The 25,057-nt window shown below is 71.3% G+C and carries 25 protein-coding genes; 15 read left to right on the top strand and 10 right to left on the bottom strand.

The genetic code is table 11. The features are described 5' to 3' along the window. The first annotated feature begins 71 nt into the window (after nucleotides 1–71). From AB0M70_RS19430 to AB0M70_RS19410, 5 genes are all read left to right on the top strand, one after another. Nucleotides 72–590: an ATP-binding protein gene (locus AB0M70_RS19430; RefSeq protein ID WP_365821196.1), complete on the top strand. Its 519-nt coding sequence runs from the start codon at nucleotides 72–74 to the stop codon at nucleotides 588–590. A gap of 179 nt (nucleotides 591–769) precedes the next feature. Further along, a complete protein-coding gene (locus AB0M70_RS19425; protein ID WP_363211621.1) occupies nucleotides 770–1,507 on the top strand; it encodes an LPXTG cell wall anchor domain-containing protein in 738 nt (245 codons plus the stop codon). Nucleotides 1,508–1,556: 49 nt separating this feature from the next. Then, nucleotides 1,557–2,537 carry a DUF916 domain-containing protein gene (locus tag AB0M70_RS19420; protein WP_365821195.1) on the top strand — a complete coding sequence of 327 codons (981 nt, stop codon included), beginning with the start codon at nucleotides 1,557–1,559 and terminating at the stop codon, nucleotides 2,535–2,537. Nucleotides 2,538–2,575: 38 nt separating this feature from the next. Next, nucleotides 2,576–3,727, top strand: a complete 1,152-nt coding sequence (locus AB0M70_RS19415) for a hypothetical protein (RefSeq protein WP_365821544.1) — start codon at nucleotides 2,576–2,578, stop codon at nucleotides 3,725–3,727. Beyond that, nucleotides 3,727–5,070 (top strand): hypothetical protein, encoded by a 1,344-nt coding sequence (locus tag AB0M70_RS19410; protein ID WP_365821543.1) that lies wholly within the window; start codon nucleotides 3,727–3,729, stop codon nucleotides 5,068–5,070. The genes AB0M70_RS19415 and AB0M70_RS19410 overlap by 1 nt, the downstream gene beginning before the upstream one ends. 149 nt (nucleotides 5,071–5,219) lie before the next feature. Here the strand turns inward: AB0M70_RS19410 and AB0M70_RS19405 are convergent, their stop codons facing one another. Both AB0M70_RS19405 and AB0M70_RS19400 read right to left on the bottom strand, forming a co-directional pair. Further along, on the bottom strand, nucleotides 5,220–6,053 hold the full coding sequence (locus AB0M70_RS19405; protein ID WP_365821194.1) for an alpha/beta hydrolase: 834 nt from the start codon (nucleotides 6,051–6,053) through the stop codon (nucleotides 5,220–5,222). A gap of 104 nt (nucleotides 6,054–6,157) precedes the next feature. Continuing rightward, nucleotides 6,158–7,684: an oligopeptide:H+ symporter gene (locus AB0M70_RS19400; RefSeq protein ID WP_365821193.1), complete on the bottom strand. Its 1,527-nt coding sequence runs from the start codon at nucleotides 7,682–7,684 to the stop codon at nucleotides 6,158–6,160. A 474-nt stretch (nucleotides 7,685–8,158) separates the two neighbouring features. Here AB0M70_RS19400 and AB0M70_RS19395 point away from each other — a divergent pair, with 474 nt between their 5' ends. Then, a complete protein-coding gene (locus tag AB0M70_RS19395) occupies nucleotides 8,159–8,836 on the top strand; it encodes a response regulator transcription factor (protein WP_363211617.1) in 678 nt (225 codons plus the stop codon). A 95-nt stretch (nucleotides 8,837–8,931) separates the two neighbouring features. Further along, nucleotides 8,932–10,212 (top strand): ATP-binding protein, encoded by a 1,281-nt coding sequence (locus tag AB0M70_RS19390; RefSeq protein WP_365821192.1) that lies wholly within the window; start codon nucleotides 8,932–8,934, stop codon nucleotides 10,210–10,212. Here AB0M70_RS19390 and AB0M70_RS19385 read toward each other — a convergent pair. Beyond that, the gene (locus AB0M70_RS19385; RefSeq protein WP_365821191.1) at nucleotides 10,209–10,739 is read right to left on the bottom strand and encodes a GtrA family protein; all 531 of its coding nucleotides are present in this window, start codon (nucleotides 10,737–10,739) and stop codon (nucleotides 10,209–10,211) included. The two genes, AB0M70_RS19390 and AB0M70_RS19385, sit on opposite strands and share 4 nt — an antisense overlap. Before the next feature lie 237 nt (nucleotides 10,740–10,976). Here AB0M70_RS19385 and AB0M70_RS19380 point away from each other — a divergent pair, with 237 nt between their 5' ends. Genes AB0M70_RS19380 through AB0M70_RS19370 form a run of 3 tightly spaced genes read left to right on the top strand, consistent with a single transcriptional unit; the run spans nucleotide 10,977 to nucleotide 13,833 of the window. Continuing rightward, entirely contained in the window at nucleotides 10,977–12,095 is a 1,119-nt protein-coding gene (locus AB0M70_RS19380) for a 5-(carboxyamino)imidazole ribonucleotide synthase (RefSeq protein WP_365821542.1), read from the top strand. Then, nucleotides 12,092–12,643, top strand: coding sequence for a 5-(carboxyamino)imidazole ribonucleotide mutase (gene purE, locus AB0M70_RS19375; RefSeq protein ID WP_365821190.1), 552 nt, complete (start codon nucleotides 12,092–12,094; stop codon nucleotides 12,641–12,643). The genes AB0M70_RS19380 and purE overlap by 4 nt, the downstream gene beginning before the upstream one ends. Nucleotides 12,644–12,648: 5 nt before the next feature. Further along, a complete protein-coding gene (locus AB0M70_RS19370; RefSeq protein ID WP_365821541.1) occupies nucleotides 12,649–13,833 on the top strand; it encodes a dipeptidase in 1,185 nt (394 codons plus the stop codon). 75 nt (nucleotides 13,834–13,908) lie between these two features. On the opposite strand, the gene AB0M70_RS19365 is transcribed toward AB0M70_RS19370, so the two are convergent. Together AB0M70_RS19365 and AB0M70_RS19360 are read right to left on the bottom strand one after the other, a co-directional pair. Further along, entirely contained in the window at nucleotides 13,909–14,769 is an 861-nt protein-coding gene (locus AB0M70_RS19365; RefSeq protein ID WP_365821189.1) for an alpha/beta hydrolase, read from the bottom strand. Then, nucleotides 14,766–15,323, bottom strand: a complete 558-nt coding sequence (locus AB0M70_RS19360) for a quercetin 2,3-dioxygenase (protein ID WP_365821188.1) — start codon at nucleotides 15,321–15,323, stop codon at nucleotides 14,766–14,768. Before AB0M70_RS19360 ends, AB0M70_RS19365 begins: the two co-directional genes overlap by 4 nt. Before the next feature lie 132 nt (nucleotides 15,324–15,455). On the opposite strand from AB0M70_RS19360, the gene AB0M70_RS19355 reads away from it, so the two are divergent. Further along, the gene (locus tag AB0M70_RS19355; protein ID WP_365821187.1) at nucleotides 15,456–15,917 is read left to right on the top strand and encodes a MarR family transcriptional regulator; all 462 of its coding nucleotides are present in this window, start codon (nucleotides 15,456–15,458) and stop codon (nucleotides 15,915–15,917) included. A gap of 54 nt (nucleotides 15,918–15,971) precedes the next feature. Here the strand turns inward: AB0M70_RS19355 and AB0M70_RS19350 are convergent, their stop codons facing one another. Further along, nucleotides 15,972–17,129 carry an acyl-CoA dehydrogenase gene (locus tag AB0M70_RS19350; RefSeq protein WP_190083453.1) on the bottom strand — a complete coding sequence of 386 codons (1,158 nt, stop codon included), beginning with the start codon at nucleotides 17,127–17,129 and terminating at the stop codon, nucleotides 15,972–15,974. Nucleotides 17,130–17,318: 189 nt separating this feature from the next. Between AB0M70_RS19350 and AB0M70_RS19345 the strand changes: the two genes are divergently transcribed. After that, nucleotides 17,319–18,662 (top strand): UDP-glucose/GDP-mannose dehydrogenase family protein, encoded by a 1,344-nt coding sequence (locus AB0M70_RS19345; RefSeq protein ID WP_365821186.1) that lies wholly within the window; start codon nucleotides 17,319–17,321, stop codon nucleotides 18,660–18,662. 21 nt (nucleotides 18,663–18,683) lie between these two features. On the opposite strand, the gene AB0M70_RS19340 is transcribed toward AB0M70_RS19345, so the two are convergent. Beyond that, nucleotides 18,684–19,208 carry a CGNR zinc finger domain-containing protein gene (locus AB0M70_RS19340; RefSeq protein ID WP_365821185.1) on the bottom strand — a complete coding sequence of 175 codons (525 nt, stop codon included), beginning with the start codon at nucleotides 19,206–19,208 and terminating at the stop codon, nucleotides 18,684–18,686. Between the two features lie 87 nt (nucleotides 19,209–19,295). On the opposite strand from AB0M70_RS19340, the gene AB0M70_RS19335 reads away from it, so the two are divergent. Beyond that, complete coding sequence (locus AB0M70_RS19335; RefSeq protein WP_365821184.1) at nucleotides 19,296–19,664, top strand: VOC family protein; 369 nt, start codon at nucleotides 19,296–19,298, stop codon at nucleotides 19,662–19,664. Nucleotides 19,665–19,688: 24 nt separating this feature from the next. Then, complete coding sequence (locus tag AB0M70_RS19330; RefSeq protein WP_365821183.1) at nucleotides 19,689–20,093, top strand: VOC family protein; 405 nt, start codon at nucleotides 19,689–19,691, stop codon at nucleotides 20,091–20,093. A gap of 15 nt (nucleotides 20,094–20,108) precedes the next feature. On the opposite strand, the gene AB0M70_RS19325 is transcribed toward AB0M70_RS19330, so the two are convergent. Continuing rightward, nucleotides 20,109–21,260: a membrane dipeptidase gene (locus AB0M70_RS19325; protein ID WP_365821182.1), complete on the bottom strand. Its 1,152-nt coding sequence runs from the start codon at nucleotides 21,258–21,260 to the stop codon at nucleotides 20,109–20,111. Nucleotides 21,261–21,420: 160 nt separating this feature from the next. Further along, nucleotides 21,421–22,755: an LCP family protein gene (locus AB0M70_RS19320; protein ID WP_365821181.1), complete on the bottom strand. Its 1,335-nt coding sequence runs from the start codon at nucleotides 22,753–22,755 to the stop codon at nucleotides 21,421–21,423. Between the two features lie 129 nt (nucleotides 22,756–22,884). On the opposite strand from AB0M70_RS19320, the gene AB0M70_RS19315 reads away from it, so the two are divergent. Continuing rightward, nucleotides 22,885–23,433, top strand: a complete 549-nt coding sequence (locus AB0M70_RS19315; protein ID WP_363211602.1) for an acyl-CoA thioesterase — start codon at nucleotides 22,885–22,887, stop codon at nucleotides 23,431–23,433. Between the two features lie 39 nt (nucleotides 23,434–23,472). On the opposite strand, the gene AB0M70_RS19310 is transcribed toward AB0M70_RS19315, so the two are convergent. Continuing rightward, a complete protein-coding gene (locus tag AB0M70_RS19310; RefSeq protein ID WP_365821540.1) occupies nucleotides 23,473–24,849 on the bottom strand; it encodes an LCP family protein in 1,377 nt (458 codons plus the stop codon). Between the last annotated feature and the right edge of the window lie 208 nt (nucleotides 24,850–25,057).

The following is a 25,057-nucleotide window of genomic DNA, read 5'->3' as shown; positions in this document are numbered from 1 at the left end:
ATCCCTCTTGGAGCCCTGCTTCTTGTCCAGTTCCTTGTCCAGAGTCCTCTTGTCGGTGAGGTGAAGCGCTGATGAGCACCACCCGGCCTTGCTCGCCGGGCGACCGCGGCCCGGAGCCCGAGGCCGTCGTCGCGGCCGCCCCCGCGGACCAGGCCGTCCCGGCGGCCACGGTCCGTCAGGGTCGCCAGGTCCGCAGGCTGAGCCTGAACGGCGCCAGTGGCATCGTGCCGCTCGCGCGGGACTTCGCGCGCCAGTCGCTGCAGGCGTGGGGCTGGCTGCCCGCGGCGGGCGCCGACCAGCGCGCTGCCGCGGAGGACGTCCTCCTTGTCGTGTCCGAGCTGGTGACCAACGCGTGCCTGCACGCCGAGGGTCCCGACGAGCTCTGGCTCTCCTCCGACAGCAAGGTGCTGCGGATAGAGGTGTCCGACCGCGGCGCCGGTCAGCCCGAGCCCCGTACCCCGCACCGCGCCGGCCGGCCCGGCGGGCACGGGATGTTCATAGTCCAGCGGCTCTGCCTGGACTGGGGTGTCGTCCGCACCCCAGGGGTGGCGGGCAAGACGGTGTGGGCCGAGCTGAGCGCGCCCGCCTAGGGCCCGCTCAGTTCCCCCTTGGGTTACCCACGGTTCGTACGCGCGCCGGATCATTGAGATCCGGCGCGTTCTTTGTCTTCCCTCGGCAAGGCCCCGGGCGTACCTTGAGCGCCCAATCTGATGTGCCGTCAGTAAATCCGCACCGCGGCACGCCACGACCGGCATGAGGGGAACCCGAGGTGTCGTACCAGAAACGAACGGCTGTGCTCGCGCTTGCCACGGCCCTGGCCGGCGGCTCGGCGGTGCTGATGGCCGCCCCCGCCGCGCAGGCCGAGGTCCAGGACGTCAACTACCAGTGCAAGACGCCCATCGGCAACAAGGGCGCGGTGTCGCCGATCGACATCAAGAGCGTGAAGAGCGGCAGCGGCTACAAACTCACCATGTCCTTCCAGAAGGGCGTCTCCTCCAGCCCCGTGGAACTGGGCAAGGGCGCGATGAAGCCGAGCGCGCTCATCAAGCTGGGCGGCGCGGAGAGCGGCACGGTGCCGGTGTCCGGAGCGCCCAACGACAAGGCGATCCCCGCCAACACCCCGATCAAGATCAGCGACCTGTCGGGGACGTACACGCCCAAGAAGAGCGGCAAGGTCACCTTCACCGCGGGTGTCCTGACCATCAAGGCACTCGGTACGACGACGACGTGCACCCCGTCCAACAGCCCCAAGCCCTCGCTCTCCCTCGACGTGAAGGGCTCGGGCGGCGGCGGAGCGACGGACGGCGGCTCCGGCGGCGGCGGATCGACGGACGACGGCGGCTCCGGCGGCTCGGCCAGCGCTCCCTCCGGCGGCGAAGAGCTCCCGCAGACCGGCCCCGCGGACTCCGCCATCGCGCTCGGCACCCTCGGCGGCACCGTGCTGCTCGCGGGCGCGGCCGGCGCGCTCTGGCTGACCCGCAGGAACCAGGCGGCCCGGTCGCGCTAGGCGGGACGCGTACGAAGGTACGAAGCGCACGAAGATCCAGGAGCCGCCGATGCCGTCGCTGCTGTCCGTTGCCCGTGCTCTCACCGTGGCCCTGGCCTTACTGGCGACGGGTCTGGCGCAGGCGCCTGCGGTGTCCGCCGACGACTCCGGGACGTGGTCCGTCGCGCCCTCCGCGGGAGGAGGGACGCGGCCGGCCAAGGACGGGCGGCCGTACTTCTACGTGGAGGGCACGCCCGGCTCCGTCCTGGAGGACACGGTGACGGTCACCAACCCGGGGTCGAAGCCGCGCACGGTGGAGCTGAGCGGCGCGGACGCGGACAACACCAAGGGCGGCGCGTACTCCCTGGAGCGGGGCAAGCCCAAGGACACCGGCTCCTGGATCACCTTCGCCGAACGCACGGTGAAGGTGCCGCCGCGCACCCGCGCCGAGGTGCCGTTCAGCGTGAGCATCCCCGAGAGCGCGGTGCCCGGCGACCACCCCGGGGCGGTCGTCGCGCGGGAGGGCGGCCGCGACGCCGGGGTCCGCGTGCATCTGCGGGTGAGCGGTCCCATGCTGTCCGCGCTCACCGTCGAGCGCGTACGAGCCGAGGGCGGGCGCATCACGTACGACGTCGTCAACCGCGGCAACACGGTCCTGACCCCCAGGCTCACGGTCCACGCGGAGGGCGTGTTCGGCCCGCTGCTCGACCGCAAGCCCCGCACGCTCCCCGTGGAACTCCTCCCCGGCCGCAGGGTCACCCTGACGGAACCGTGGAAGGACGCCCCCGCGCTCGACTCCGTGAAGGTCACGCTCACGGTGACGGCATCGGGCGGAGCCCACGGCAAGGCGACGGCATCGGCCCGCTTCGTGCCGTGGGGAGTGGTGGCAGGGGCGGGGGCCGGGGTGCTCGGCCTGGTGGCGGCGGGCGTCTGGTTCGTCCGCAGACGCAGGGCGGCGGCCGCGGAGCTGCCACCGGACGAGGAACCCGAACAGGGCGTCAGGGAACCGGAGTTGGCGGGAGTGGGGACGGCAGAGGGAGAGCAGCTGTGAATGGCAACCCGTTGTGGGCGGCTCGGCGGTGCGTCGCCGTGACCCTCGTGCTCGCGGCCCTGGCCTTGGTGCTGCTCCCGGCGGCGGGGGCGGCCGGCGCCGCCGAGAAACCCTCCCTCACCCTCTCCAAGTCCGAGGCGGGCAAGGGCGGTGACATCACCGTCAAGGGAGAGGGGTGGCGGCCGAACGCCCTCCTGATGATGCTCGTCTGCGGCCAGTCCACCCCGGCCGACGGCGTGCCCGGCGGCACGAACTCCTGCGCCAACGACAGCGGCCGCGCCGTCACCACGGACGCCAAGGGCGCCTTCAGCAAGAAGCTCCCGGTGGCCGAGCCGCCCAAGCCCTGCCCCTGCGTGGTCCACGTGGCCACGGTCACGGGGGACAAGGCGCAGGCGGACGCCGTCTTCGCGGTCGCCGGGCATCCCGTGAAGTCCCTGCCGAAGCAGCAGGGCGGCGGAAAGCTCTCCGTCCTCACCGATACGCGCCTCGAGGGGTCGAGCGGCGTCCTCACCTGGTTCGGTGCCCCGCCGTCCCGCACGTTCGTCTTCACCGTGGGCAACGTCGGCTCGGCCCCGGTCAAGGACCCGGTCTTCCAAGTGGGCACCTCCCACGGGGTGTTCGCCCCGCAGTGGGAGGAGCAGCAGTGGCGCGGCACCATCGCGCCGGGCAAGAAGGCACAGATCAAGCTGCCGGTCGAGCTGTCGGCCGGGGCGCACGGGGACTACCTCGTCTCCCTGAAGTTCGGTGGCAAGGTGCTCGCCGAACAGCCCTGGGGCGTCGGACGCCCGTGGGGCGTCACCGTCTTCTGGATCCTGCTCTGCGTCGTCGTGCCGGCCGCCGTCTTCCGCATCGGCATGGCGGTGGTCGACAGGCTGCGACCCCACCGCCGCCGTAACCGCGGCTCCCGCCCCGCGGGGCGCCACCGCACCGGCAGGATCGCCGAACTCACCGACCGCATGCCGAAGTTGCGGCTGTCCCAGGGGGCGGTCGCGGCAGACGAGGCGGCCCGTACGCCCCGTACGAAGCCGCCCCGCGAGACCGGCGATCCCTCCGTCAAGGACACCGCCACGCACCCGGGCACCCTCCCGTGGTTCACCCCTGACACAGACCCCGGCTCCGGGACCGCACCCGCCGCCGGACAGCTCTCCGCACCGTCAGAGAACAGCCCGACGACGAAAGGAAACACGTGATCAGCACACGACGGAGAGCGGGCGCGGCCTCGGTCTCGCTGCTGCTCGGCGGGGCGGGCATCCTGCTGGGCGCCGGTCCCGCGCAGGCGGCCGAGGTGGCGTACAAGACGGAGTGCATCCCGCCGTCCATATCGGGGCTGCCGCCGGTGCAGGGCACCACCAAGGTGGAGATCACCGCACCGGCCACCGCGAAGGTGGGCGACGAGGTCGAGGTCGTATGGAAGACCACGGAGGCCGCGTCCAAGAACCCGGACATCCTCGACCTGGACAAGGACACCGTGAAGCCGACCGGCACGATCAAGCTGGGCGGCGGCCAGACCGGTGACCTGGCGGTGGCGGGCGAGCGGGTGAACCCGCCGATCAAGAAGAACAGCCCGATGCTCCTGTCCGACATGAAGGGCAAGCTGAAGCTCACCAAGGCGGGCGACGTCACGCTCACCCCGGGCGCGTACAACATCAACGTCAGCAAGCCCATGTCGACCGACACCAAGTGCACGCCCAAGGAAGAGGTCAAGGCGGGCGCGACCATCAAGGTCACGGAGGGCGGCGGCAGTTCGGGCGGCGGCACGGCCTCAGGCGGTGGCACGGCCTCGGGCGGCGGCACGTCCGGTGGCGGTACGTCGGGCGGTTCCGCGTCCGGCGGCGACACGGGCGGCGACACCGGCGGCGGCTCCACGGGCGGCGGCGACGACGACGGCGGCAAGACCGACTTCCCGGGCAAGGAAGTCCAGACCCCCTACAAGTGCAAGACGCCCATCGGCGACAAGGACGCCACGTCCCCCGTCCAGATCAACGCCAAGAAGGACGGCGGGAATTACGGCCTCACCGTCGAGTTCAAGAAGTCCGTCATGGACAGCCCCGCCGACATCCCCGCGGACTCGGTGAAGCCGTCGATGGAGGTCAAGCTGGGCGGCGCGGACAAGGGCACGGTGCACGTCGAGGGCCCCACCAACAAGGAGCCCATCAAGTCCGGCGACCCGATGACCATCCCTGACCTGACCGGCATGTACAAGCCGGGCGCCGACGGCAAGTCGACGCTCTCGCCGGGCGTCCTGACGGTCAAGGCCCTCGGTACGACTACGACGTGCACCCCGACCAAGGCGGAGGTGTCCCTGGAGATCGACACGGCGGCGCAGCCTGGCGGGGCGGCCGGCGGTTCGGGGTCGGCCGGTGGCTCCGGCTCGGCGGGCGGCTCCACGACCACCGGCGGTGGCGGCCTCGCCGAGACGGGCGCGGACGACAACGGGGCGTTGCGAGCCCTTGGCCTGGTCGCCGGCACGGTGATCCTTTTGGGCGGTGCGGTGTTCACGTTCCTCCCGAGGCGAAGGAGCGGCCTGCGCTGAAGCGCCCTTTAGGGGCGCGGGGAACTGCGCGACCAGCCGTCGACGGCCCGCGGTCGACGCAGACGCGTCTGCCTACGGCGGCTGGTCGGCGGGTGCGGACCATCGTGGTTGCTCGCGAAGTTCCCCGCGCCCCTGACGGGGCGCGCCCCTCAGACGTGCGCCCTGAGCCACCTCAGGACGGCCTGCGCGACCGCAGGGTCCCTGAGGAGCTCGCCCCCGTGCGCCGTACCCGGCTCGATCCGTACGGTCACGTCCCGCAGCCCCGCCACCGTCTGCGCGTGCGCGAGGTCCGTGGAGTGGGCGACCGGGACGAAGTCCGCCGCCGAGTGCGTGAGGTAGAGGGGCGCGTCGTCCTTGCCGGAGGCGTGCGACTTGGCCACCAGGTCGACCCACTTCTTCCAGCACCGCCCGGAGGCCCGGTCCGGCACGCACCCCGCGAGCAGCTCCGCCGTGCCCCGCAGCTTGCGCTGTGCCGGAGAGGCGGCCGTCATCCCGCCGTCCTTCCAGGCGCGGTAGGGCGAGGCGACGGGGGAGAGGGCCACCACGCCGCGCACCCGCCCCCGCCCGGCGCCGTACGTCCCCGCGCTGACGGCGAGATGCCCGCCCGCGGAGGACCCGAGGACCACGGGAGCGGCGCCGCCGCGCCGCTTCACCCACCGCAGGGCGGCGAGCACGTCGTCGCGCTGCGCGGGCCAGGCGGCGTCGGTGGCGAGCCGGTAGTCGGTGTCGTACACGGTGAACCCGCGCGCCGCGAACCACCGTGCCCGCCCGCTCCAGTCGGTGTCCCGCACCCAGGAACCGCCGTGCAGGATCATCAGCGCCGGGCGTCCGGACCCGTCGCCGTACACGGTGATCTTCTGCCGCGCGTGCTCCCCGTACGAGAAGGTCCGGACGGGCGGCGGCTGGGGTGCGGCCTCGACGGCGGCGGTGGACGACGACAGCAACGCCACACAGACGGCGAGGGTGGGCAACGTACGACGCATGGCCAGATGCTCCACCGTCCCGCGGCCCCACACCCGCAGAAACACCAAAGGCCGCCGCACCGGGTGGTGCGGCGGCCCTCAGTTCGAACGTGCAGGTGTGCGGGTCAGCGCACGTCGCCCATGAGCGAGCTCACCTTGTTGCGGGCCATGTAGACCGAGAAGCCGGCGAGCACCGCGGCCGTGGCCTCCAGGGCCACCATGCCCCGGCCGTTGAGGTCGACCCCGGCGATGGCGAGCATGCCGGTCACGCTGTCACCCGCGGTGACGGCGAGGAAGAAGACACCCATCATCTGCGAGGCGTACTTCGCGGGCGCCATCTTCGTGGTCAGCGACAGACCCACCGGGGACAGGCACAGCTCGGCGACGGTGTGCATGAGGAAGATCAGCACCAGCCACCACATGGTGACCTTCGTGTCACCGGTGGCCATGCCCATCGGGACGAGGAACACGAAGAACGAGGCGCCGGCCATCACCAGGGCGAAGGAGAACTTCACGATGGTGCTGGGCTCGCGGTTGCTGCGGGCCATCTTGATCCACAGGGCGGCGAAAACCGGGGCGAGCAGCATGATGAAGCCCGGGTTCAGCGACTGGAACAGGGTGTTCGGCATCTCCCAGCCGAAGATGTCCCGCGAGGTGTGGGAGTCACCGAAGAGGGACAGCGTCGACGCGCCCTGGTCGAAGATCATCCAGAAGATCGCGGCGGCCACGAAGAACCAGATGAACGCCGTCATCTTGGTCTGCTCTTCGGCGTTGAGGTCCCGGTCCCGCTTGATCTTGACCAGCACCGCGATCGGGATCAGCAGACCGGCCACGGTGATCGGGAGCAGCGCCCAGTTGAGCGTGAGCCGGTAGACGTCGGTGAAGGCCACCAGGGCGTAGAACGCCGCGATCACGGCGACGGCCGCCAGCGTCTTGACGATGACGCCGCGCTTCTCCTCGGCCGACAGCGGGTTGGGGACCTTGCTGCTCTCCGCGGACAGGTGGCGGGAACCGATCATGAACTGGATCGCGCCGAGCGCCATGCCGACCGCGGCCAGGCCGAAGCCCAGGTGCCAGTTGACCTTCTCGCCGAGAATGCCGATGGCGAAGGGAGCGGCGAAGGCACCGAGGTTGATGCCCATGTAGAAGATCGTGAAGCCGCCGTCGCGGCGCAGGTCCTTCGGGTCGCTGTAGAGCTGGCCGACCATCGTCGAGATGTTGGCCTTCAGCAGACCCGAGCCGACCGCGACCAGGGCCAGGCCGACGAAGAACATCGCCGAGCTCGGCAGGGCCAGGCACAGGTGACCGGCGACGATCACGATGCTCGCGATGGCCACGGTCTTGCGGGCGCCCCAGACACGGTCGCCGATCCAGCCGCCGGGCATGGCCATGAGGTAGACCATGGCCACGTAGACGGAGTAGATGGCCGTGGCGGTCGCCGCGGTGTACGCCAGGCCGCCGCCCTGGCTGCCGGTGGCCGCGTCTGCGCCGCCGGAGACCAGGTAGAGCACGAGCAGAGCACGCATGCCGTAGTAGGAGAAGCGCTCCCACATCTCGGTCATGAAGAGTGTGGCCAGTCCGCGGGGGTGGCCGAAGAAGGTCTTCTCAGAGCCAGGGGTACCGGCGGAGTCCTTCGTCAGGCTGGACGCCATGGGTCGATCCTCGTGGTTCGGGACGCGCGGCAAGAGCGTGTGCGCGCCCGGTGGGGGGCGGTCGGCACCGGGGTCTTACCGGCCTCACCCCCACGCCCGGGGAGTGTTCGCGCCCCTTTTCGGGGAAGGCGCAGGACGGCGACTCCGAGATCCACGCCCTGGGCGCATCTTCACGCGCAGGGCCCGACCACAGGTCATTCCTTTCAAGGCTGGCAGAAACCAGCCCGCACATAAAAGAGACCTAAGGCCGCACAGTGGGCCAAAGGTCCTTGCATAGTGCATCAGGCGTTGGGTCACCATACGCCACGACAGTGCGGCATATGGAAGGACTTGAGAGATGGATCACAGGTTACGGTGGAACCGCCTGCCCACATTCCAAGGTGATCCCCAGGATCGCACCCCAGAGCCGCAGGGGCCGACCGGCAGCTGTCGATCACCCCACGGTGGTCCTCCGGTGCGGACTACCATCACCCCATGACCCGTGTACTGCTCGCCGAGGACGACGCGTCCATCTCGGAGCCGCTGGCCCGTGCCCTGCGCAGGGAGGGGTACGAGGTCGAAGTGCGTGAGGACGGCCCGACCGCCCTCGACGCCGGGCTGCAGGGCAGCGTCGACCTCGTCGTACTCGACCTGGGGCTGCCCGGGATGGACGGCCTGGAGGTGGCCCGCCGCCTCCGCGCCGGGGGGCACACGGCGCCGATCCTCATCCTCACCGCCCGTGCCGACGAGGTGGACACCGTCGTCGGCCTGGACGCGGGCGCCGACGACTACGTCACCAAGCCCTTCCGCCTCGCCGAACTGCTCGCCCGGGTCCGGGCCCTGCTCCGGCGTGGCGCGGCCGAGCCGCAGCAGGCTCCGGCCACGCACGGCGTGCGGATCGACGTCGAGTCGCACCGCGCCTGGATGGGCGAGGAGGAGCTCCAGCTCACGGCCAAGGAGTTCGACCTGCTCCGGGTCCTGGTGCGCGACGCGGGCCGGGTCGTGACCCGGGACCAGCTGATGCGCGAGGTCTGGGACACGACGTGGTGGTCGTCCACCAAGACCCTGGACATGCACATCTCCTGGCTGCGCAAGAAGCTGGGCGACGATGCGGCGAACCCGCGGTACATCGCCACTGTGCGGGGCGTGGGCTTCCGCTTCGAGAAAAGCTAGGGGCTGGGCGCCCCGCCAGGGGTGCGGGTCGTTCCGGGGTGCTCGCGCAGTTCCCCGCGCCCCTGACGGGGGCTCCGATCGGCCACACTGAGTAAATGCGCCGCAGACTGATCAGCTCCACCCTCGCCGTAGTCCTCGTGGTCATCGCCGTCTTCGGCGTCAGCCTCGTCATCGTCGAGACGAGGACCATCAGCAGCAGCGCCCAGGAGCGGGTGACGAGTGAGGCGCTCCGCCTGGCCAGCGTCGTGGACAGCAGGCTCATCAGCGACGAGCGGATCAGCGCCGAGATCCTGCGGGACGTGGCCGCGGTCGACGCCGACCGCTACGCCCTCATCGAGATCCCCGGCCGCGCCCCCATCAAGATCGGCTCCCGCCCCACCGGCGACGTCATCCGCGACACGGCCACGGGCGAGGAGGGCGAGAAGGTCACCGTCGAGGAGCCGCGCACCGCCGTCACCCAGGAGGTCGGCCGCACCCTGCTGATCATCGGCGCCGTCGCCCTCCTCGCGATCATCGCCGCCGTACTCCTCGCCGTACGCCAGGCCAACCGCCTCGCCTCGCCCCTCACCGACCTCGCGGAGACCGCCGAGCGCCTCGGCTCCGGCGACCCGAGGCCCCGCCACAAGCGGTACGGGGTGCCGGAGCTCGACCGCGTCGCGGACGTCCTGGACGGCAGCGCCGAGCGCATCGCCCGGATGCTGACCGCCGAGCGCCGCCTCGCCGCGGACGCCTCGCACCAGCTGCGTACGCCCCTGACGGCCCTCTCCATGCGCCTGGAGGAGATCACCGTCACCGATGACCTGGACACGGTGAAGGAGGAGGCCACGATCGCGCTCGCGCAGGTCGAGCGCCTCACCGACGTCGTGCAGCGGCTGCTCACGAACTCACGCGACCCGCGCACCGGCTCCGCCGTCTCCTTCGACCTGGACGAGGTCGTCAAGCAGCAGCTGGAGGAGTGGCGCCCGGCCTACCGCAGCGCGGGCCGCGCCATCGTCAGCTCGGGCAAGCGGCACCTGCGGGCCGTGGGCACCCCCGGGGCGGTCGCGCAGGTCCTGGCCGCCCTCATCGAGAACTCGCTCATGCACGGCGGCGGCACCGTGGCGCTGCGGACCCGCGTCACGGGAAACCAGACGGTCATCGAGGTCACCGACGACGGCCCCGGCGTCCCCGCCGACCTCGGCGCGCGGATCTTCGAGCGCACCATCAGCGGCCGCAACTCGACCGGCATCGGCCTCGCGGTCGCCCGGGACCTGGCCGAGGCGGACGGCGGCCGCCTGGAGATGCTGCAGACCAAGCCGCCGGTCTTCGGCCTGTTCCTGTCGCGTACGCCGCCGCAGAAGCGCGACCGGTGGCACGACGAGGAGACGGTGCGCTAGCGCGTGCCCCGCCCGGCCGGGCGCTTCTCCTTGGGCGCCACGGCCGTGGAGCCGCCGTCCAGGAACGATTCCGCACGGGCGACCGTCTCCCGCGCGGGCAGCGCCTTGAAGACCCAGGTGCGGTAGGACCAGAAGCGGAAGCAGGTGGCGATGCCGATGCCCACGAACTTGAAGATGTTGCGCTGCAGCGGGCTGTCCCAGTCGAAGCCGTAGATCGCCGCGTACAGGACGCCGTTCTCGATCACCAGGCCGACCGCGCTGAAGACCAGGAACAGCGTGAGCTCCTTGGTGCGGGAACTCTTGTCGCGGTCTTTGTACGTGAAGTAGCGGAACCCCACGTAGTTGAAGGCGATGGCCACGACGGTGGCGATCACGTTCGCCCGCACGGCCTGCAGGTCGGTGGTGTGCCACAGCAGGTTCGACACGCTGAAGTTCACCAGCGTGCCCAGCGCCCCCACGGCTCCGAACTTGGCCACTTCGCGCGCGAGCTGCTCCAGTCGCACCCGTAGTGCGCCACGTTCCGTCATGGTGGTCGCCCCAACCCCCGTCGTCGATTCGTTCGGTCTCGTCCTCGTCGACGTATGTGGTGATTCGGTCGCGTCAACCCAGCCATGCTAACCAGCGACCCCGCCCGTCGCTCGGGGGCGCCTCCACACTGTGGCGCCTCTGTGACGGGAGAGCCCGTACGGTGCACGGAAACCGGCCGTTCCGAGGTGGCCGATACAGGCCGATACCCTGGGGGTGTGACGTTCCCGGTAGTCGGCATGGTCGGCGGCGGTCAGCTCGCCCGCATGACCCACGAGGCGGGTATCCCCCTCGGCCTGAAATTCAAGCTCCTCAGTGACACCCCTCAGGACTCCGCGGCGCAGGTCGTCGGCGATGTCGTCATCGGCGACTATCGCGACCTCGACACGCTGCGCGCGTTCGCGAGGGGCTGCGACGTGATCACTTTCGATCACGAACACGTACCCACCGAGCATCTACGGGCCCTGGAGGCGGACGGCATCCCCGTGCGTCCGGGGCCCGACGCGCTGGTGCACGCCCAGGACAAGGGCGTCATGCGCGAGAAGCTCACGGAGATCGGCGTGCCCTGTCCACGCCACCGGATCGTGCGCGATCCGGCCGACGTGGCGGCCTTCGCGGCCGAGGGCGACGGCTTCCCCGTGATCCTCAAGACGGTGCGTGGCGGCTATGACGGAAAGGGGGTGTGGTTCGTACGTTCCGTCGAGGACGCCGAAGACCCCTTCCGGGCCGGTGTCCCCGTGCTCGCCGAGGAGAAGGTCGACTTCGCGCGAGAGCTCGCGGCGAACGTCGTGCGCTCGCCGCACGGCCAGGCCGTGGCCTACCCCGTCGTCGAGTCGCAGCAGGTCGACGGCGTCTGCGACACGGTGATCGCGCCGGCCCCCGGCCTCTCGGAGGACCTCGCGGGCCAGGCGCAGGAACTGGCCCTTCGCGTCGCGAAGGAACTCGGCGTGGTCGGCCACCTGGCGGTCGAGCTCTTCGAGACGCGCGACGGCCGCATCCTGGTGAACGAACTGGCGATGCGCCCGCACAACTCCGGCCACTGGACGCAGGACGGGGCGATCACGTCCCAGTTCGCCAACCACGTGCGCGCGGTGCTCGACCTGCCCCTCGGCGACCCGCGCCCGCGGGCGAAGTGGACGGTCATGGCCAATGTCCTGGGCGGCGACTACCCGGACATGTACCAGGCGTACCTGCACTGCATGGCGCGCGACCCGCAGTTGAAGATCCACATGTACGGCAAGGACGTGAAGCCCGGCCGCAAGGTCGGCCACGTCAACACCTACGGCGACGACCTGGACGACGTGCTGGAGCGCGCCCGTCACGCGGCCGGCTATCTCAGAGGAACGATCACCGAATGACGGCATCCGTAGAACCCGCAGGACCTGTGGTCGGCATCGTCATGGGCTCGGACTCCGACTGGCCCGTCATGGAGGCCGCGGCCAAGGCCCTCGACGAGTTCGAGATCCCCTACGAGGTCGACGTCGTCTCGGCGCACCGCATGCCCCGCGAGATGGTCGCGTACGGCGAGGAAGCGGCGGACCGCGGCCTCAAGGCGATCATCGCGGGGGCCGGCGGCGCCGCGCACCTGCCGGGCATGCTGGCCTCGGTGACCCCGCTGCCGGTCATCGGCGTGCCCGTACCGCTGAAGTACCTCGACGGCATGGACTCCCTCCTGTCCATCGTGCAGATGCCCGCGGGCGTGCCGGTGGCGACGGTCTCGGTGGGCGGCGCGCGCAACGCGGGCCTCCTCGCGGCGCGCATCCTGGCCGCGCACGACCCCGAACTCCTCGGCCGTATGCGGGAGTTCCAGCAGGAGCTGTACGAACAGGCCACGGAGAAGGGCAAGCGGCTCCGTACGAAGGTCGAGGGCGCGGGCTCCGGCTTCGGCTTCGGCTCGGGGAAGTGAGCGGCGTGACGTCCCTCGACGAGGCCCGTGCCTTTCTCGCCGAGTTCCCCGTGGTCGACGGGCACAACGACCTGCCCTGGGCGCTGCGCGAGAAGGCGGGGTACGACATCGACCGCCTGGACATCGCGTCCGACCAGACGGGCCACCTCCACACGGACATCGCGCGCCTGCGGGCGGGCGGTGTCGGCGCCCAGTTCTGGTCGGTGTACGTCCGCACGGACCTGACGGGTGACGCGGCGGTGAGCGCGACGCTCGAACAGATCGACTGCGTCGACCAGTTGCTCACGCGTTACCCGGCGGACCTGCGGCGCGCGCTGACGGCCGCGGACATGGAGGCGGCGCGGGCGGAGGGCCGTATCGCGTCCCTGATGGGCGCCGAGGGCGGCCACTCCATCAACAACTCCCTCGCGACCCTGCGGGCGTTGCACGCGCTCGGCGTCCGCTACATGACGCTGACGCACAACGACAACATCGCGTGGGCGGACTCGGCGACGGACGAGCCCGGCGTCGGGGGCCTGTCGGCCTTCGGCCACGAGGTGGTCCGCGAGATGAACCGCAGCGGCATGCTCGTGGACCTCTCCCACGTGGCGGCGACGACGATGCGGGCGGCCCTGGACACGTCCGTGGCGCCCGTGATCTTCTCCCACTCCTCCTCCCGGGCGGTGTGCGACCACCCGCGCAACATCCCGGACGACGTCCTGGAACGCCTTTCGGTGAACGGCGGCGTCGCGATGGCCACGTTCGTCCCGAAGTTCGTCCTCCAGGCGGCGGTCGACTGGACGGCGGCCGCCGACGAGAACATGCGGGCGCACGGCTTCCATCACCTGGACACGAAGCCGGACGCGATGAAGGTCCACGCGGCCTTCGAGGAGTCGCACCCGCGCCCGGTCGCCACGGCGGCCACGGTCGCCGACCACCTCGACCACATGCGTGAGGTGGCGGGCGTCGACCACATCGGCATCGGAGGGGACTACGACGGCACGGCGTTCACGCCGGACGGCCTCGACGACGTCGCGGGCTACCCGAACCTGATCGCGGAGCTCCTGACCCGCGGCTGGTCGAAGCCGGACCTGGCCAAGCTGACGTGGCAGAACGCGGTGCGCGTACTCGGAGCAGCCGAGGACGTGGCCCGCGACGAACAGTCCAGGCGCGGCCCGTCGAACGCGACGCTCGAGCAGCTGGACGGCTGAGGGCGTACGGGGATACGGGGATACGGGCATCAGGGCGGGGGCGGCCGAACGGCCACCCCCGCCCTTCGCGTTGCTTCAGCTGACGAGTCGCTGTGCGAATCGCAGCGAGTGGGTGAAGAGGTTGGCCACCGTGTCATCGGGCGCTCCGTGCCAGCCGTGGTCCGCGTCCGGCACCGTACGCAGTTCTACGCGGGCTCCCGCCTCCCGCAGGCGGGCGGCGAGTGTCTCGCTGTGTGTCACCGGCACCATCGTGTCCCGCTCGCCGTGGACCAGGAGGAAGGGCGGGGCGTCGCGGTGGACCCGCGTGACGGGGCTCGCCGCGCGGGCGGCCTCGGGCACGGCCGCGGGGGCGGCGCCGAGCAGCAGGGCCTCCGGGGTCGCGGCGCTGTGCGGGTCGAACGGGCCGCGGGGGACGGTGAGGTCGCTCGGGGCGTACCAGATCACGGCGCCGGAGGCCGCGACCGCGGGGTCGAGAGCCAGGAGCGAGGCCAGGTGCCCGCCCGCGGACTCGCCCCACACCACGGTTCGCGCGGTGTCGACGCCGAGCTCCGGCGCGCGCAGTCGGAGCCAGCGCAGCGCGGCCCGCAGGTCGTCGAGCGGCGCGGGGAAGGTGGCCTCGCCGCTGAGCCGGTAGTCGGCGCAGGCCACCGCGAAGCCCGCGGCGGCGATACGGGCGAGCGGCCCCGGGTTCCAGTCCCGGGTGCGCAGCCCCATGTCGTCACGGCGCCCTCGCCGCCAGGCGCCGCCGTGCACGAAGAGCACGAGAGGCGCGGGCCCGTTCCCGGCGTCCACCGGGAGCCACAGGTCGAGCTCCAGCGGACGTGCGCCGTCGACCTCGCCGTACGGGACGCCGCGCAGGACCCGCGGATGCGGGGCCGGAAGGGGTGCGACGTCCGGATGGGGCGCGGCGATCAGCCGGCGCAGGGACTCGCTCACCGGGTGCGCCACTGGTGCTCGGGCAGGAAGTGCACGTCGTACTGCTCGGGGACGGTGGCGAACTTGTCGGGCGTGGGCACGACGGGCTCGCGCGGCAGGCCGAGACCCTCGGCGGGCGCCCCGAGGGTCTCGAAGAACCGCTCGAAGGTGCCGCCGGGCCCCGCGGCGACGCCGACGACCTGGCTGTGGTGGCGCTCCATGCGGTAGGCGTGCGGACAGTTCTTGGGTACGAAGCCGAAGTCGCCGGGGGTGAGGAGCTTCTCCAGCTGCTCGCCCTCCAGGTCCTCGACGAAGAGGCGGACGGCGCCCTGGGTGACGTAGAAGACCTCGTACGTGTCGGGGTGCAGGTGGGCCGGGATGACGTTGCCCCTGGGGCCCTCGACGGTGAAGAAGTTGAAGCCGTTCTCGGTCTGCTCACCGCCCGCGTAGATGGTGATCAGGTCGCCGAACAGATGGGCGCGGTCGCCCTCGCCCTTCTCGATGACGTAGGGCTTGCCCGGCTCGGCGGGGATGCGTGAGGAGTGCCGGTGGCGGGTGGCGTACTCGATGGTCATGAGCTCTCCGGGACTGAGGAGGGAGGGGAATGTCAGGTAGCCTGACATAAGAAATCCGATGCGGGCAAGGGGAGAATCCGATGCGGGCAAGCGGAGACCCTCGAAGCCCCCTCGAACCCATAGGCTCACGCCATGCACGCCACCACCGGCCGTAACCTCCCCCAGCTCCTCGGCGACGCCCGGCGCTGGTTCGAGGACGCGCTCCTCGCGTCCCTGGAGGAGGCGGGGGAGATCCATGTCTCGCCGACCCAGGCGGGCCTCTTCGCCGTACTCGACGACGAGGGCACGACGGTGTCCGAACTGGCCCGCCGCATGGGCGTCACCCGGCAGACCGCACACCAGGCGGTGCACGGCCTGGTCGCGGCCGGCCTCCTGGAACAGGTCCCCGACCCCTCGTCGGGGCGCCGGCGGCTCATCCGCCGCACCGCGGAGGGCGAGCGCACGCACCGCAGGGCCGAACTGGTCCTGCGCCACGTGGAGCAGGAACTGGCCGCCCGGATCGGCGACCGGACGGTGCACGCGCTGCGAACGGCGCTGGAACTCCCGTGGGGCGAACCTCCGGTGCTTCCGCCGCCCGTGGAACAGGCCCGGTAAAAACACAGCCGCCCTCCCCCTGCGGCAGGGGAAGGGCGGCTGTGTGGTGCGGGGTTACGGCAGGTTGCGGGCCATCACGATCCGCTGGACCTGGTTCGTGCCCTCGTAGATCTGCGTGATCTTCGCGTCGCGCATCATCCGCTCGACGGGGTAGTCACGGGTGTAGCCGTAACCGCCGAGCAGCTGGACGGCGTCCGTGGTGACCTCCATCGCGACGTCCGAGGCGAAGCACTTGGCGGCCGCGCCCTGGAAGGTGAGGTCCGCGTCGCCGCGCTCCGACTTGGCCGCTGCCGCGTACGTCAGCTGACGCGCGGCCTCGATCTTCATGGCCATGTCCGCGAGCATGAACTGCACGCCCTGGAAGTCGCCGATCGGCTTCCCGAACTGCTTGCGCTCCTGGACGTACCCCTTGGCGTAGTCCAGGGCGCCCTGCGCGATGCCGAGGGCCTGGGCCGCGATGGTGATGCGGGTGTGGTCCAGGGTCTTCATCGCCGTGGCGAAGCCCGTGCCCTCCTCGCCGATCATGCGGTCGGCGGGGATGCGAACGTTGTCGAAGTAGACCTCGCGGGTCGGCGAACCCTTGATGCCGAGCTTCTTCTCCGGGGCGCCGAAGGAGACGCCCTCGTCCGACTTCTCGACGACGAAGGCGGAGATGCCCTTCGAGCGCTTGGTCGGGTCCGTCACGGCCATGACCGTGTAGTACTCGGAGACGCCCGCGTTCGTGATCCAGCGCTTCACGCCGTTGAGGACCCAGGAGTCGCCGTCACGGACGGCCTTCGTCTTCATGCCCGCCGCGTCCGAACCGGCGTCCGGCTCGGAGAGGCAGTACGAGAACATGCCCTCGCCCTTGGCGAGCGGCGTCATGTACTTCTTCTTCAGCTCCTCGGACCCGGAGAGGATCACGGGGAGCGAACCCAGCTTGTTCACGGCCGGGATCAGCGAGGACGAGGCGCAGACGCGCGCCACCTCCTCGATCACGATGACCGTGGCGAGCGCGTCGGCGCCCGTGCCGCCGTAGCTCTCCGGTACGTGCACGGCGTGCAGGTCGGAGGAGACGAGGGCGTCCAGCGCCTCCTGTGGGAAGCGGGCCTCCTCGTCCACCGCCGCGGCGAAGGGCGCGATCTTCGCCTCGGAGAGCGAACGGATCGCGTCGCGGAGCATGTCGTGCTCCTCGGACGGGCGGTACAGGTCGAAATCAGCCGATCCGGCCAAGGTCTCTCACGCTCCAAGGACGCTAATTACCGTTAAGTAACCCAAATTTTAGAGGGCGGCCCACGCGAGGGATACGTGAGCTTGCCGACAGCGGGCAGCCGACGGGTGGCGATGGCGGAAACGTGCCCGGTCAAGGGCCCGACTATGCTCGGGCACCGCACTGACGGCCGTAGACCCCTGGAGCACCGCATGGCCCTCAAGATCACCGTGATCGGCACCGGCTACCTCGGTGCGACGCACGCCGCGGCCATGGCCGAGCTCGGTTTCGAGGTGCTCGGCCTCGACGTCGTGCCCGAGAAGATCGAGATGCTCCAGCGGGGCGAGGTCCCGATGTACGAGCCCGGTCTCGAGGAGCTGCTGCGCAAGCACGTCGCCGGGATCGAGGGCTCCAGCGGGCGGCTGCGCTTCACCATGGACTTCGCCGAGGCCGCCGCCTTCGGCGACGTCCACTTCGTCTGCGTGAACACCCCGCAGAAGCACGGCGAGTACGCCTGCGACATGAGCTACGTCGACAGCGCCTTCGCGCAGCTGGCCCCGCATCTGACCAAGCCCGCGCTGGTCGTCGGCAAGTCGACCGTGCCGGTCGGCTCGGCGGACCGCCTCGCGCGTGAGCTCGCCGCGAACGCCCCGGTGGGCGCGGAGGCCGAGCTCGCCTGGAACCCGGAGTTCCTGCGGGAGGGCTTCGCGGTGAAGGACACGCTGCACCCGGACCGCATCGTCGTCGGCGTCCGCAGCTCGCACGCGGAGAAGCTTCTTCGCGAGGTGTACGCGGGTCCGGTCGGCGAGGGTTCGCCCTTCGTCGTGACGGACTTCCCGACCGCCGAGCTGGTGAAGACCGCCGCCAACTCCTTCCTCGCCACGAAGATCTCGTTCATCAACGCGATGGCCGAGGTGTGCGAGGCCGCGGGCGGCGACGTCGTGAAGCTGGCGGAGGCGCTCGGGTACGACGACCGGATCGGCAAGAAGTTCCTGCGGGCCGGCATCGGCTTCGGGGGCGGCTGCCTGCCCAAGGACATCCGGGCGTTCATGGCGCGGGCGGGGGAGCTGGGCGCGGACCAGGCCCTGACCTTCCTGCGCGAGATCGACTCCATCAACATGCGCCGGCGCGGGCAGATGGTGGAGATGGCGCGCGAGGCGCTGGGCGGCGGGTCCTTCCTGGGCAAGCGGGTCGCGGTCCTCGGCGCCACGTTCAAGCCGGACTCGGACGACGTACGTGACTCGCCCGCGTTGAACGTCGCCGGGCAGATCCACCTCCAGGGCGGCCAGGTCACCGTGTACGACCCCAAGGGGATGGAGAACGCGGGCCGGCTCTTCCCGACGCTGGCGTACGCGGAGTCGGCCGTGGAGGCGGTGCGGGGCGCGGACGTCGTGCTGCACCTGACCGAGTGGCGCGAGTTCCGCGAGCTGGACCCGGCGGCGCTGGGCGAGGTGGCCGCCGAGCGGCTGATCCTGGACGGCCGCAACGCGCTGGACCCGGCCGTGTGGCGGGGCGCCGGCTGGACTTACCGAGCGATGGGGCGACCTTCGGCCTGAGGGCACGAAGGCTCTGGACCTCTACTGCCCGCCCCGCGGGGACTTCCGCGCCCGGTAGGCCCGCATCTTCGCGCGAGCCCCGCACACCCCCATGTCGCACCACCGGCTCCGCCCGGCCGGGCTCCGGTCGTAGTACGCCCAGAGGCAGTCCGCGGCCTCGCACGCCTTGAGGCGGCTCCACGTACCGGCGGCCGCCGCCTCGGCGATGGCCGCCGCCACCCGTGACGCCAGCGGGGACGGATCGGCCGGGACGAGCGACGCCGACCCGTCGGCGGCGGAGACGTCCACCAACAGCGGTGCGCCCGCCAGGAGTTGACCCAGGGGCCGGGTGACCGCATGCGGTCCGTGCCCCGCGTGGGCGAGGCACGCCACCCGCAGCGACTCCCGCAGCTCCCGAGCCGCCGCCACCTCCGCGCCCGGCGCGAGGTCGAACGGCGCGCGCCCCTGAGCCGTGTCCAGCGCGTCCGCGCCCGACTCCACGTCCAGGGTGTTCACCAGCGCCTGGATCAGCGCGAGGCCCCCGGGAGCGGGTGCTCTGTCATTCATGCTTGCGACGTTACCTCCAGTAGGGCACCATGCAGTAACCGTTACTGCTAGAACTCACCTACCGGTAACCAACCCGAGGAGACCACCATGCCCCTCGCCAAGCTCGGCGTCGTCGCACTCGACTGTCCCGACCCCCTCGCGCTCGCCGGCTTCTACGCGGCCGTACTCGGCGGCACCCCCAAGGACGACGGCGACGGCTGGGTGCAGCTCGAGGTCCCCGGCGGCACACCGCTCGCCTTCCAGGCCGCCCCCGGCCACGTACCGCCGCAGTGGCCCGAGGCCACGCGCTCGCAGCAGTTCCACCTGGACCTCGACGTGGAGCGGGCGCAACTGGACGCCGTCGAGAAGGAGGTGCTCGCGCTAGGCGCCACGGCGCTGGACACGCAGGACCGCGAGCGCAGCTTCCGTGTGTACGCCGACCCTGCCGGGCACCCGTTCTGTCTCTGCGCCTGCTGAGTCCCGCCGGAGAAAGGAACGCTCATGGCACCCGTCGGACGCCTGCGCAACGTCGTCCTCGACTGCCCGGACCCCTATCAACTCGCCGAGTTCTACGGCCACTTGCTCGGCGGTCAGATCGAGGTCGATGCCGAGGAGGAGGACGACTGGGTCACCCTCGTCGTCCCCGGCGGCCTGCGCCTCTGTTTCCAGGAAGCCCCCGGCCACCGCCCGCCCGACTGGCCGCAGGCGGACGCCGGCTCCCAGCAGGCCCACCTCGACATCGACGTGGGCCCCACCGTCCAGGACGTGGAGCGCGCCCAGGAACGCGTACTGGCCCTGGGTGCCAAGCCGCTCGACCTCGACGACGACAACGGCAGGCGCGACTTCCGCGTCTACGCCGATCCGGCAGGGCATCCCTTCTGCCTCTGCCGGATCCCCGTGGACTGAGCGGCCCGTGCGGTCTCAGTCGGCCGCCTGCCGCCGGCGCCTCTCCCGCGCCGCCCGTGCCGCGAAGTCCACGCCGCGCAGCACCCGTTGGACGTTGCCCCACGTCAGGCGGGCGAGGTCCTCGTCGGACCAGTCGCGCTCCATGAGCTCGGCGACGAGGTGCGGATAGCGCGAGGTGTCGGCAAGGCCCTCGGGGTGCGCGGCCGGGGTGTCGTACGTCCCCGAGAGGCCCACGCACTCCGGGCCCGCGACGCGGCGTACGTGGTCGAGATGGTCCGCGACCTCGCTGATCGAGGCACCCGTCTGCTCGGCCGCCAGGGGCACCAGGCACAGGCCCTTGGCGGCGCCGAGCGCGGCCAGCAGGTCGTCCGGGAGGTTCGCCGGGGCGTCCCGCAGCGCGCGGGCCCCCGAGCGGGTGAACAGGGCGGGCGCCCTGGAGATGGCGAGCACCCGGTGCGCCGTGGCCTCGGAGGCGCCGGTCAGTTCGGCGAGGACGCCGAGCCTGTTGAGCTCGCGCACCACTTCCTCGCCGAACGGGGTGAGCCCCTCGGGGCCCGCCCAGGACGTGCCGGAGAGCGTGAGCGCGCACAGGCCGAGGGTGTGCAGGGCGCGCAGGGTGGCGAGCGAGTCACCGATCGCCTCGGCGCGCGCCGGGCCGATCAGGGCGGCGATGCGCCCGCAGTGCCGGGCGTCGGCCACCTCGGACGCGGTGTGCGCAAGGCGCAGCCCCTCGCGGTGGCGTCCGACGACGTGCTTGACGAGGTCGAGCTGTTCGAGGGTCGCGGCGAGGACACGGTCGCCGGTGATGCTCTCCGGGACGTGCAGCGACCAGAACTGCGCTCCGACGCCGCCCGCCCGCAGCCGCGGCACGTCGGCGTCCACGGCGCTGTCGCCCAGCTCCAGGTCGTACCAGGGCAGTGCGCGCAGTGCCCAGGGCAGTCCGCTGTAGCCGTCGGCGACGGGATGCGCGGCGAGCAGCGCGCGGGCCCGCCGCAGCGGGTCGGGCGCGGGGGGTTCCGAGACGGGGGGTTCCGAGACGGGCGCCTGTGAGGAGGGCGGCTCCGGCCCGGGATCGGATATGGACGGGGGCGCGGGGGGTCGCTCGACGGGCCGGTCGAGCTCTCCGGCTTCGGCGGTGGTGTCGAATTCGACCTGCAAATCTGCCATGGCGGTGCTCCGGCTTCAGGGGGGTCCGGTCCACCGTGACACGCCGGAGCCGCGGCTTCGCGGCGGGCGAAGCGTTCGGGGTACGAGGGGGCCGCCGAGGCATGCGAAGGGGCCCCGCCGAGTGTCCGGCGGGGCCCCTTCGACAGGTCCTGGAGACCGCTCAGCCGCCCGAGACGGTGACCTTCTCGTCGTTGTTCAGCTGTTCGACCATCTGCTTGACCTTGGCCTTGTCCCACAGGAGGTTGCCGCCGGTGGAGCCCGCGAGCGGCATGTTCATGGACTTGCCGTCGCCGCCCGTCACGCCCTTCATCGCCCAGAACATGGACGCCACGTCGAACAGGCCCATGTCCTTGTCGACGATCAGCGTGTCCAGGCCCGCGCCCATCGTGGGGTAGAGCTTGAAGGGGTTCATGACCGTGCCCGGCGTGGCCGCCTGGTTGGCCAGGGCCGCGAGGAACTTCTGCTGGTTCTTCGTGCGGTCCAGGTCGCTGCCCGGCAGGGCGTAGCGCGTACGGACGAAGGCCAGGGCCTGCTTGCCGTCGAGGGTCTGCTTGCCCGCCTCGAAGTCGGCGCCGGACTTCTCGTCCTTGAAGCCCTTGGGGATGTCCATCTCGACGCCGCCGACCGCGTCCACGATCTTGGCGAATCCGCCGAAGCCGATCTCGGCGTAGTGGTCGATCCTCAGGCCGGTGTTGTACTCGACGGTGCGGACAAGCAGCTCGGGGCCGTCCTCCGCGTACGCCGCGTTGAGCTTCGTCTGGCGGCCCTGGTTCGGGTAGAGCTTGCCGGACTCGGCGCCCTTGAACGAGGGGATCGTCACGTTCGAGTCGCGGGGCAGCGAGATCATCGTGTTCCCGCCGTCGTCCGCGACGTGCAGGATCATCATCGAGTCCGTGCGCTTGCCCGCGGCCGAGCCCGTGTGCAGGTCCTTCTTGTCCTGGTCGGACATGCCCTCGCGGCTGTCGGAGCCGACGATCAGGTAGTTCGTGCCGTCGCCGCCGTCGGGGCGCTCGATGACCTTGGAGAGATCGACCTCGCGCTTGAGCTTGGAGTCGGCCCAGAAGTACGTGCCGATCGAGACGGCGAGCAGCACCACGACGAGGGAGATCGAGCCGATCTTGATGCGGCGCCGCCAGTTCGGTGCGGGACGGGGCGCGCGGGTGCCGTACCCGTCGTCGCCGCCCCGGCCGCCCTGGCCCTGCCCCGGGCCGTTCGGGGAGCCGTAGACCTGTCCGGTGTTGTAGCCGCTGTCGTAACCCTCCTGGCGGGGGTTGCGGGGCTCGAACATGTCGTCGCGCGCGTCGCCGTACGGCCGGCCGTACCCGTCGTCGTACGGCTGCTGCTGCGGCACGCCTGCCGCCTGCTGCTGGCCCGGTCGGCCGGACGGGCCGCCGCGCTGGACATGCCGCATCCTGCGGGCGCCCTCAGGCTGCGTGTTCCCGCTGCCACGGCCGTACGCGCGGCCGTTGCCCTGGTCGTCAGGCCAATCGCTCATGTGGCTTAGTGTGCCGTCTCCGCCCACGTGCCTCACAGGGCAGGCGTGATTTCGGTTCAGGGCTGTTGCAGAGCTGATGCAAAGCGGCCCGGCGCGGGGCCTGCATACGTCAGACATAGGGTGGAGCCCATGACAGACCTGGCCCCTGGCGCGGAATCGGAGATTCCGGGCAAGCCGACTTCGGCGTCCCGCACGACTCTCAGCCACATCATGACCCACAACGACACCAACCTCCTCGGCACGGTGCACGGCGGTGTGATCATGAAACTGGTGGACGACGCCGCGGGGGCGGTCGCGGGACGGCACTCGGGCGGGCCCGCGGTCACCGCGTCCATGGACGAGATGGCCTTCCTGGAGCCGGTGCGGGTCGGCGACCTCGTCCACGTGAAGGCGCAGGTGAACTGGACGGGCCGCAGCTCCATGGAGGTCGGCGTCCGGGTCCTCGCCGAGCGCTGGAACGAGTCGACGCCCGCGCAGCAGGTGGGCTCGGCCTACCTCGTCTTCGCCGCCGTCGACGCCGACGGCAAGCCCCGGGGCGTCCCGCCGGTGCTCCCGGAGACCGAGCGGGACCGCCGCCGCTACCAGGAGGCGCAGATCCGGCGCACGCACCGCCTCGCGCGCCGCCGGGCCATCAAGGACCTGCGCCGGGCGCGCGCCGCGGAGGGCCTGGACGACTGAGCGCGGGGCGCGGGCGCCCGCGGACGGGCCCGCGGGCCGTCAGCTCTTCTGGCACACCACCTGGTCACCGGTCACGGCGCCGAACTCGCCTTGATAGGCGTCCTCCGCCCGCACCGGCCTGACCATCTTGAAGTCCTGGCCCGCGAGCACCTTCAGGGTCGCGCCCTGCCCGTTGATCGCCTTCATCTGGCAGCCGGGCAACGCCGTGGCCAGGGACTTCGCCGAGCGGTCCCAGCGCGGGTCGTACGCGACGATGGTGCGCTTCAGCGGCATGCCCGGCACATTGGCCGGCACGTTGCCGGGGGTCCGCGTCGTACGGAAGCCGGTGGCCCGCAGCCCGTTGTCGACCCGCTTGCCCAGGCCCGGCACGCCCGTGGCGTTGTCGACCTGCACCCGGATCTGCTGCGGCGACACGTCGACGATGGCCTTGCGCCCGAGGTTGTGCGCGGCCAGGGGACGGTCGTCGCGCAGCGCCTGGAAGAGCTTCGCGGACCTGACCGGGTCCCACTTCAGCGTCGACCCGATGCCGGGCACCAGCACGCCCTTGCTGCGCAGCGGCACGGTGGTGAACTCCGACGACTTCGGCGAGAAGCCGCGCATCGCCCGCCCCAGGGCGAGCATCTCGTTCGTGCCGAAGCCCTTGTCGGCCCGGACCGAGCCGAGCAGCGTCCTGGACACGTCCCGGAACTTCAGCGGGTTGAGCAGCACCCCGCTGCCGGTCGCCTTCGAGATCAGCGCCGCGAGGAACCGCTGCTGGCGCTGCATCCGCCCCAGGTCGGACGTGCCGTCGACGTGCCGCGTGCGGACGTACTGGAGTGCCGCGCCGCCGTTCAGCGTGTGGGTGCCGACGGGCAGGTTGAGCCCGGTGTAGGAGTCCCGCAGAGGGCGGGTCGTGCAGATGTCGACGCCGCCGAGCACGTCCACGGTCCTCATGAAGCTGGTGAAGTCGATCTCCAGATAGTGGTCGATCTTGACCTTCGTCATGTTCTCGACGGTCCGCACGGTGAGGTTGGGGCCGCCCTCCGCGTACGCCGCGTTCAGCTTGACCGGATGCGCCTTGTGCCGGTCGCCGGAGTTCCGGTCGACGTGCTCGGGCATCTCGGCGTAACTGTCCCGGGGCAGGCTCACGACGCTGGCGCGGTCCCGGTCCTCCGAGATGTGCACGATCATGACCGTGTCCGTGCAGTGACAGGGCGCCCCGCCGAGGCGGTACTTCTCCTTCTCCGCGGGGGTGATCTTGTCCCGGCCGTCGGTGCCGACGAGCAGGACGTTCATGCCGTTGCCGCCCTTGGGCCGGTTCTTCATGTCCTTGAAGGCGTCGACCCGTGCGATCTCGGTGTCGAGGCTGGTGACGACGCCGTGCCCGATCCCGGCCGCCGCGAGCACCGTCACGGAGAACCCCATCGCCACCCGCATGACCCACCGCGGCCGCCTGCGCTGCTTGACCGGCCGCCCCACGGGCTGCTGCGCCGGCTGCCTCGCACGGGGCGGACGCTGGCCACGCGGCGGCGGGGTGGGGTAGCGGCGGGGCGGTGTGGGCACGTGGGGGGACACCTCCGCGGTGACGGGCTTGTCCGGTCGGGTAGGTGGAGGGACTCGTGGGGGGCCGGGGAATGCGAGAACC

The sequence above is a fragment of the Streptomyces sp. NPDC051214 genome, assembly GCF_040682375.1.
GTDB lineage: Bacteria > Actinomycetota > Actinomycetes > Streptomycetales > Streptomycetaceae > Streptomyces.
This window is presented reverse-complemented; position numbering and strand designations above follow the sequence as displayed.